Annotated in this window: 7 protein-coding genes; 3 read left to right on the top strand and 4 right to left on the bottom strand. The window is 73.0% G+C overall.

Features of this window, described 5'->3' with window-relative positions; translation table 11 throughout:
• Window positions 1-29: 29 nt before the first annotated feature.
• Window positions 30-1,265 (top strand): pyridoxal phosphate-dependent aminotransferase, encoded by a 1,236-nt coding sequence (locus tag D6718_06130; GenBank protein RMG46093.1) that lies wholly within the window; start codon window positions 30-32, stop codon window positions 1,263-1,265.
• A 706-nt stretch (window positions 1,266-1,971) separates the two neighbouring features.
• Here D6718_06130 and D6718_06125 read toward each other — a convergent pair.
• Both D6718_06125 and D6718_06120 read right to left on the bottom strand, forming a co-directional pair.
• Window positions 1,972-2,817 (bottom strand): hypothetical protein, encoded by an 846-nt coding sequence (locus D6718_06125; GenBank protein RMG46092.1) that lies wholly within the window; start codon window positions 2,815-2,817, stop codon window positions 1,972-1,974.
• A 1-nt stretch (window position 2,818) separates the two neighbouring features.
• Entirely contained in the window at window positions 2,819-3,937 is a 1,119-nt protein-coding gene (locus D6718_06120; protein ID RMG46091.1) for an iron-sulfur cluster carrier protein ApbC, read from the bottom strand.
• 56 nt (window positions 3,938-3,993) lie between these two features.
• On the opposite strand from D6718_06120, the gene D6718_06115 reads away from it, so the two are divergent.
• Complete coding sequence (locus D6718_06115; protein RMG46090.1) at window positions 3,994-5,034, top strand: potassium channel protein; 1,041 nt, start codon at window positions 3,994-3,996, stop codon at window positions 5,032-5,034.
• On the top strand, window positions 5,031-5,708 hold the full coding sequence (locus D6718_06110; GenBank protein RMG46089.1) for a methyltransferase domain-containing protein: 678 nt from the start codon (window positions 5,031-5,033) through the stop codon (window positions 5,706-5,708). Before D6718_06115 ends, D6718_06110 begins: the two co-directional genes overlap by 4 nt.
• A gap of 307 nt (window positions 5,709-6,015) precedes the next feature.
• Here the strand turns inward: D6718_06110 and D6718_06105 are convergent, their stop codons facing one another.
• Together D6718_06105 and D6718_06100 are read right to left on the bottom strand one after the other, a co-directional pair.
• Window positions 6,016-6,825, bottom strand: coding sequence for a helix-turn-helix domain-containing protein (locus tag D6718_06105; GenBank protein ID RMG46088.1), 810 nt, complete (start codon window positions 6,823-6,825; stop codon window positions 6,016-6,018).
• On the bottom strand, window positions 6,809-7,042 hold a 234-nt coding region (locus D6718_06100), incomplete at its 5' end, for a class 1 fructose-bisphosphatase (protein RMG46087.1). The genes D6718_06105 and D6718_06100, both read right to left, overlap by 17 nt.

Genomic DNA, 7,042 nt, shown 5'->3' with positions numbered 1-7,042 from the left:
GTGGCGGGGGCTCGACCGGCGCGGGGGGAGTGGGCGGCCGCCCGGGGGGTCGCCCTCGCCGCGGCGGTGATCGTGAAGCGCCGCGACGAGGCGACGGACGCGCGGGCGGCCCTCGAGGAGGCGTTGCGGTGAGCCCGCGCCCGGCGCGCCGCGTCGCGGGACTCCGGCGCACACTGATCCGCGAGATCTTCGAGTCGGCGCCGCCGGACGCCGTCAACCTCGGCCTGGGGGAACCGGACGTGGACCCGCCGGAGGGCCTGCGCCGCGCGCTGGCCGAGGAGGCCCGGAGGGGACCCGCCGGCTACGGACCGACGGCCGGATGTCCCGAGCTCCGCGAGCGGATCGCCTCGCTCTATCCGGGGTTCGCCGGAGGGGCGGGGGACGTGGTGGTCACGGCGGGCGCGCAACAGGCGATGTTCGCGGTGATCGGCGCGCTGGCGGACCCGGGCGACGAGGTGCTCGTGCCGGACCCGGGGTTCCCGGGGGCGGCGCGCGCGGCGGCGGCCTGGGGCGCCGTCCCGCGGTCGTATCCGCTCGACCCCGGGCGCCGGTTCCATCTCGAGGCGGAGGCCGTGCTGCGCCTCGCCGGCCCGCGGACCCGGGCGATCGTGGTGATCAGCCCGGCGAACCCCACGGGGGTGGTGGAGCCGGCGCCGGAACTCGAGCGGCTGATGGAGGGAGCGGCCGAGCGCGGGATCGCCGTCGTTCTGGACGACGTCTACGCGGAACTCTGCTGGGTCGGCAACGGGCGGGCCCCGGGGCCTCCCCCCCGGCCCGAGCGGGCCGTGGTGGCCGTCGGCGGGTTGTCGAAAGCGGCGGCCATCCCCGGCTGGCGCGTCGGCTGGGCCGTCTGCCCGGACCGGGAATTCACGAGCCGGCTGGTGGCGATCCAGCAGACCGTGCTCACCTGCGCGCCGGTGCCGACACAGCGCGCGGCCGCCGCGTACCTCGCGGAGGAGCGGGACGCTCTCGCCGGCGTCCGCGAGACCTACCGGCGCCGGGCGGCGCTCCTCTCCGAGAGGCTGCAGCGGGCAGGGATCCGGCACGCACCGCTCGAGGGAGGCTTCTACGCATGGCTCGATGCCTCCGCGGCCGGGGGAGGGATGGCCGTCGCGCGCCGGCTCTTGGAGCGCGATCGGATCGTCGTGATTCCGGGGGAGGCGTTCGGGCCGTCAGGAAAGGATTGGATCCGGGTGAGCTACGCGCAGCCGCTCCCGCGCCTGCTCGACGCCTTCGACGCCGTTCTCGCCGCTCTGCGGGGGTGAACGCCGCGGTCGCCGGCGCGGAACCCGCGCGTGGTGCGGCCGCGAAAGTGCGCTCCGGTCCGACTCGCCGGCCGCCATCCGGTGATGGTAGAAGATGGCCCCGGCCGGCTGTTCTCGGATCGCTCTCCTCGTTCTTCGCAAAGTGCTTCCCCAATGGTGCGGTGTCGCGCAGAGAGGGCGCGAGAGCGGCCTGTCCTGTCCCACCTCGCGCATCCGGGACGCGCGCGCCGGTCGGACGTCCGCCCGATCGCCAGGTCCCGCTCACCTTCCGCCATAGCTGAAGCACCGAATCCTCGCCGCTCGCGCCTTCGCGGCGGCGGCCCCGCCATTGAAGCCAACCGCCGCGGCGGGCCGCTCTTCGGCCCCGGCCGCCGTGTCGGGCCCACCGCCGCGGTGCCGCTCCCGCGGCTGCGAACGCTACCGCCGCGTCGGTCCGGTCAGGAATCGTGCCAGCGGGGCACCGGCGCGGAAAACGCACCGCGAAGGAAGCACCTCTCGTTCTTCGAAAGCTCGGCCCCCAACTCGTAGCATCGATGGTACACATCGGACGAGATCCTCGGCGGCCGCGAGGCGGCCGAATCCACCGCGGAACATGCGGCCACCGATCCGCCGGGTGGCGGCTGGGCCGGCTGCCCACGGACCCTCGAACGTGCGCTCGCCGACCGGGGCGCTCCGCCGGGCGCGAACACCCGGCGGCCCGGCGGGATCAGTCGTCGGGGAAAAGCCGCTCCGGCCGAGGCGGGGGCTCGGGGCGGTACAGGCCGGCCTCGATCTGGGCCACCGCGTCGAGCACGCGGTCGGCGAGAGCCGGCTCTTCTTCCGCATGAAGCTCCAGCCACCGGTGGAGCGCCGGGAGCTCGTCCTCGCCCGCGATCGTCAGCAGCGCTTCGAGAGCGCGCCGGCGGGTTTCGCGATCGTCCGACTCGAGCATCGGGAGCAGGCAGGAGGCCGCCGGGTGTCCGATGCCCCAGATCGCGTGCCGCGCCGCCGCTTCCACGCGGTCGTCGCCGGAGAGAAGCTGCCGGCACACCCAGCGCACGGCGTGCGCATCGCGATTCAGCGCCATCGCGGTGAGGGCGGCGACGGTGAGATCGGGGTCGGCCATCGCCGCGTCCACGGCGATGTGGGCGATGCGCGGAAAGGGCGCGGAGGCGAGGAGGCGGGCGGCGGCCCGCCGAACCGAGCGGTCGGGGCTGCTCAGGCCCACCCGGAGCATTTCGTTGCGCCACGGATCGGTACCGCGGCCCCAGGTGGACCAGTGCTCCCGGAACAGGTCGAGGATCTCGACCTGGGCCGCCGGCGGCGCGTCGAAGAAGGCGAGGACGATGGGAGCGGAATTCGACTCCGCCTCCTTCACGAGCCACTCCTTGGCGATGGACCGGAGCTCCGGTTCCGCCGGGTCGAGCCACACGACACGAGCGAGGCGCTTCACCCGCTCGGCGCGCGGCGCGTCGCCGAGGAGTTCCGTCAGTTGCTGGCGCAGCTCCGCGGTCCGATCGGGGGCCGGTGCAGCGCCGGCGGCGAGCGCTGCCGCGAGCAGGGCCGCGGCCAAGCTAGCCATGCCGGCCCCCGAATCGCTTCAGGAAGGCACTCAGCCCCTCCGGCCGCTCGTCCCGAGATTCGACGGCGGCCAGGACCGCGTCGGCGATCTCGCGGAACGCGGCCGCCGGGGCGCTGTCGGGGCGCGCCGCCACGACCGGCCGGCCCGTGTCGCCGTCGCGGGCCAGATCCGGGTCCACCGGAAGGCGGCCGAGGAGGGGCACCGATTCGTCGCGCGAGGCCCTCTCGGCCCCGCCGGAGCCGAAGATCTCGGCCCGTTCCCCGCACTTCGGACAGGCGAAGTAGGCCATGTTCTCGACCAGGCCGAGAAGCGGCACCTGGACCTTGCGGAACATCGCGATCGCCTTCAAGGCATCGATGAGGGCCAGTTCGTTGGGTGTGGTGACGACGAGCGCTCCGGTCATCCGCAGCGTCTGCGAGATCGTGAGCTGGGCGTCTCCCGTGCCGGGCGGGAAATCGATGACCAGGTCGTCGAGCTCGCCCCAGTCGACATCGGTCAGCAGTTGCCTGATGAAATTCCCGACGATCGGCCCCCGCCAGATCACCGCGCTGCCGCGGTCGACGAAGAACCCCATCGACATCACGCGGACGCCGTAGGCCTCGAGCGGTCGCGGGCGGCCGCGTTCGTCGGCGGTGCGAGGTCGCTGCCCCGCCAGGCCGAACATCAGCGGTGCCGACGGTCCGTGGACGTCGGCGTCGAGAAATCCGACGGCGCGGCCGCGGCGCGCCAGCTCGACCGCGAGGTTCACCGCCACCGTGCTCTTCCCGACACCCCCCTTCCCGGAGGCGATGCCGATCACGTGCCGCGCCCGCGGCAGCGCCGGACCGGCGTCCTGGACTCCCTCTCCGGCGACCGGGAGGCGGGCGCGTGGACCGGCCCGTACGACGGTCTGGGTGACCCCGGGAAGGGCGGAGACGGCCTTGCGCACCGCGGGAGTGAGTTGCTCGGCCAGGTCGCGGCGGCCCTCCGGAAGGTTCAGGGTCACGATCACGCGGCCGGACTCGACGGTAACGTCGCCGACCGCCCCGGCCGAGACGATGTCGCGGGTGAAGCCGGGGTAGGGAATCGCGGCGAGGGCGCGGAGGATCTCTTCTCGACTGGGCTGCGCCATGGATCTGCGCTCCGGAAAGCGGGCATTATAGCGGCCGGCCGGACCGGCCCGCCCCCGTGGTACGATCCACCGCCGTGACGCGCCGCGGGCAGACGACGCTGTTGCTGGGACCGCAGCTGCGGGTCGCGCTCGCCCTGACGGCGACCCTGCTCGCCGCCGGCACGGCCGCGTTCAAGTTGGTCGGAGGCCAGCAGTGGACCGTCCTCGACGCCTTCTACATGACGGTCATATCGGTGACGACGGTCGGCTACGGCGAGGTGCACCCGCTGACGCCCGCAGGACGCCTCGTGGCGGTCGCGGTGATCGCCGTCGGTGCCGGAATCGCGCTGTATGTCGCCGGTAGCGTGGCCGAAGCCCTGGTCCAGGGGCAGCTCTTCTGGAGGCGCCGCATGACGCGGGCGGTGGCCAAGCTGCACGATCACGTCATCGTGTGCGGCTACGGTCGTGTCGGCGCGGCGATCGCGAGGGCGCTCCGGGGCCAGCGCGTCCCGTTCGTCGTCGTGACCAAGGAGGAGCCACCCGCCGGCGAACTGGAGTACGTGATCGTCGGCGACGCCACCGACGACGAGGTCCTGCGGCGGGCGGGGGTCACCCGGGCACGCGGGCTGGTGGCGGCCCTCGGATCGGACGCGGACAACCTCTACGCGGTGCTCGCCGCGCGCTCGCTCAACCCCGAGCTGACCATCGTGGCGCGCTGCAGCGAGCAGCGCAGCGTGGCCAAGCTGTTCGCGGCCGGCGCGCAGCGGGTGGTGAACCCCTACGAGCGCAGCGGGTCGGTGATCGCGCACATGATGCTCCGGCCCGAGGTCGTCGACTTCATCGAGGAGGTCTCGCGGGGGGAAGGTCCGGAGATCATTTTCGAGCAGGTCCAGGTCGCGGAGGGATCCCCGCTGGTGGGGGTTCCTCTCAAGGAAAGCCCGATCCGTCGCGAGCTCGATATCATCGTGACGGTGATCGTCAAAGGCACGGGCGAGAAGATCTTCAATCCCTCCCCCGACCAGCGGTTGGAGGCGGGGGATCTGCTGATTGCGATGGGGCGGCCGCAGGCACTCGACGGGCTGTCGCGCCTCGCCCGTCCCCGCGGGAGAGGGAGATGATGCCGTCTTCGGTCGCGCGGCGGGGAGGGGAGGGCGCCGGGCCACGCGCACCGGCGCCGCCGGGCCCGATGCAGCGTTTCTATGACCGCTTCGCCGGTCTGTACGACGTGGTCTTCAACCAGGTCCTCCAGCGGGGTCGCGAAGAGGCCATGCGGGCCCTGGCGCCGACGCCCGGGCAGACGGTCCTGGAGGTCGGCGTGGGCACCGGGCTGACGATTCCGCTCTACCCGGAGGGGGTCCGCATCGTCGGCGTCGACCTGTCGCTGCCGATGCTCCGCGAGGCGGCGGAAAGGGCGGAACGGGGCGGGCGAACTCCGGATGTGGCGCTCCTGCGCATGGACGCGGAAGAGCTCGCCTTTCCCGACGAGAGCTTCGACGCCGTCTGGGCGCCGTACGTCGTGTCCGTCGTCCCCCGTCCCCGGAGGGTCGTCGCCGAGATGGGACGGGTCTGCCGCCGCGGGGGGCTCGTCGCGGTCGTCAACCACTTCAGCAGCCGGAACCGCCTCGGGCGCTGGTTCGAGCGGCGGTTGACGCCGCTCACCCGGCACATGGGTTTCCGGCTCGACCTCGAGGTGGAGACGATCCTCCGGATCCCGGGACTCGAGATGGTCGACGAACGGCGCGTCAACGTGCTCAAACTCTGGCGGCTGCTGCTGTTCCGGCGCGTCGGCTGAACAGGGCCGCCCGTCCCGGACTTCGCCGGCGCGAAGGACACCGCCGCTCTCGGCGGCAACGCCCCCGGGCCGGAACGGGTTGGACGTGCTTCCTCGATGGTGCGAAACGGGGGGCGACTCGATGGGAGGTGCTTCCTGGATGGTGCGAAACGCCGGGCAACCCGATGAGCACCAGACATCGGCCCGATTCCGGGTCATCGATTCAATCGACGGAGGAACCTCCGATCTTTCAACGAGTTCGGCGCGCCGACGCACCATTGGGGATGCACTCCCGAGTGGGCGTGGGGGGCCGGGGCCCAGGGGCCGGTCAGGGGGCGTGCGGCCTCGGGGCCGCTCCGGCGGGCGGAGGCGGGGCGGGGCGTTCGATCCGGCGAAGGGCGCGGCGGAACTCCTCGTCGAAGGCCCGCGCGGTTCGGGCGTTGCGCAGGGCGATCTCGAGCCGGCGGACCTGCCGGGTCAGCTCCCGGATGGTCTCCTCGCGCTCCGCGAGGCGCAGCTCCGCCTGCCGGAGGCTGGCCCGGAGGCGGCCGATTTCCTTGGCGTGACGCTCCTGCACTTTGCGGAGTTCCCGTGCGGCCCGCCGCGCTTCGGCCGCGCGGCGTTCCGCCTGCTCCCGGATCTCGTACAGCTGGCGCCCGCTCACCTGGAGCATGCCGTAGCGGACGAGGAGCTGCTCGTGCTTCATCAGCAGCTCGCGATAGAGCAGGCCGGGAACCAGATCGGCCCCCGCCGGCAGAGGCTCCGCTACGGAGGACGGCGGGCCGCCGTCGCGGACACGGCCTGCTGGGGCGGGTTCCCGGCGCTGGAGGGCCGATTCACGGGGCACCCCAGCCGCGGCGAGATCTTCCTCCGTCACCACGTACTCGGGCCCGTAACGGCCGGGCACCAGGCGCGCGCGCAGGCGACCGGACTTGATGTAGCGACGCAGGGTGGTCGCCGAGAGGCCTGTCTGCTCGGCGGCCTGTCGCAGCGTCAGCATCCCCGTGTCCACTCCCCGCGGGACCGTCACGAACCGCCTCCCAAAACCCCCCCCGGCGGGTGCACCGCCGTCCGGAGCACCTCGCAAGGGTGCCTTTCGTATCACAGCGTCGCGGCCGCGTTCAAGTTCGCTCGGGATCCGTTCCGCTGCGCCGGGCGAGAAACTCTTTCACGTCCCGCTCTCCACCGAGCAGGACCGGCGTCCGGTCGTGGAGCGTGCGCGGAGCGCGCTCGAGGAGGGAACCGGAACCGTCGCTCTCCGCACCGCGGGCCTGCCGGAAGAGGAAGGCCATCGGTCCCGCTTCGTACAGGAGCCGCAGTTTCCCTTCCGGGTGACGCCGGTCGGCCGGGTAGAG

The sequence above is a fragment of the Acidobacteriota bacterium genome (genome assembly GCA_003696075.1).
Taxonomy (GTDB): domain Bacteria; phylum Acidobacteriota; class Polarisedimenticolia; order J045; family J045; genus J045.
The sequence above is the reverse complement of the archived record's forward strand: the minus strand, read 5'-3'. Positions and strand labels throughout refer to the sequence as shown.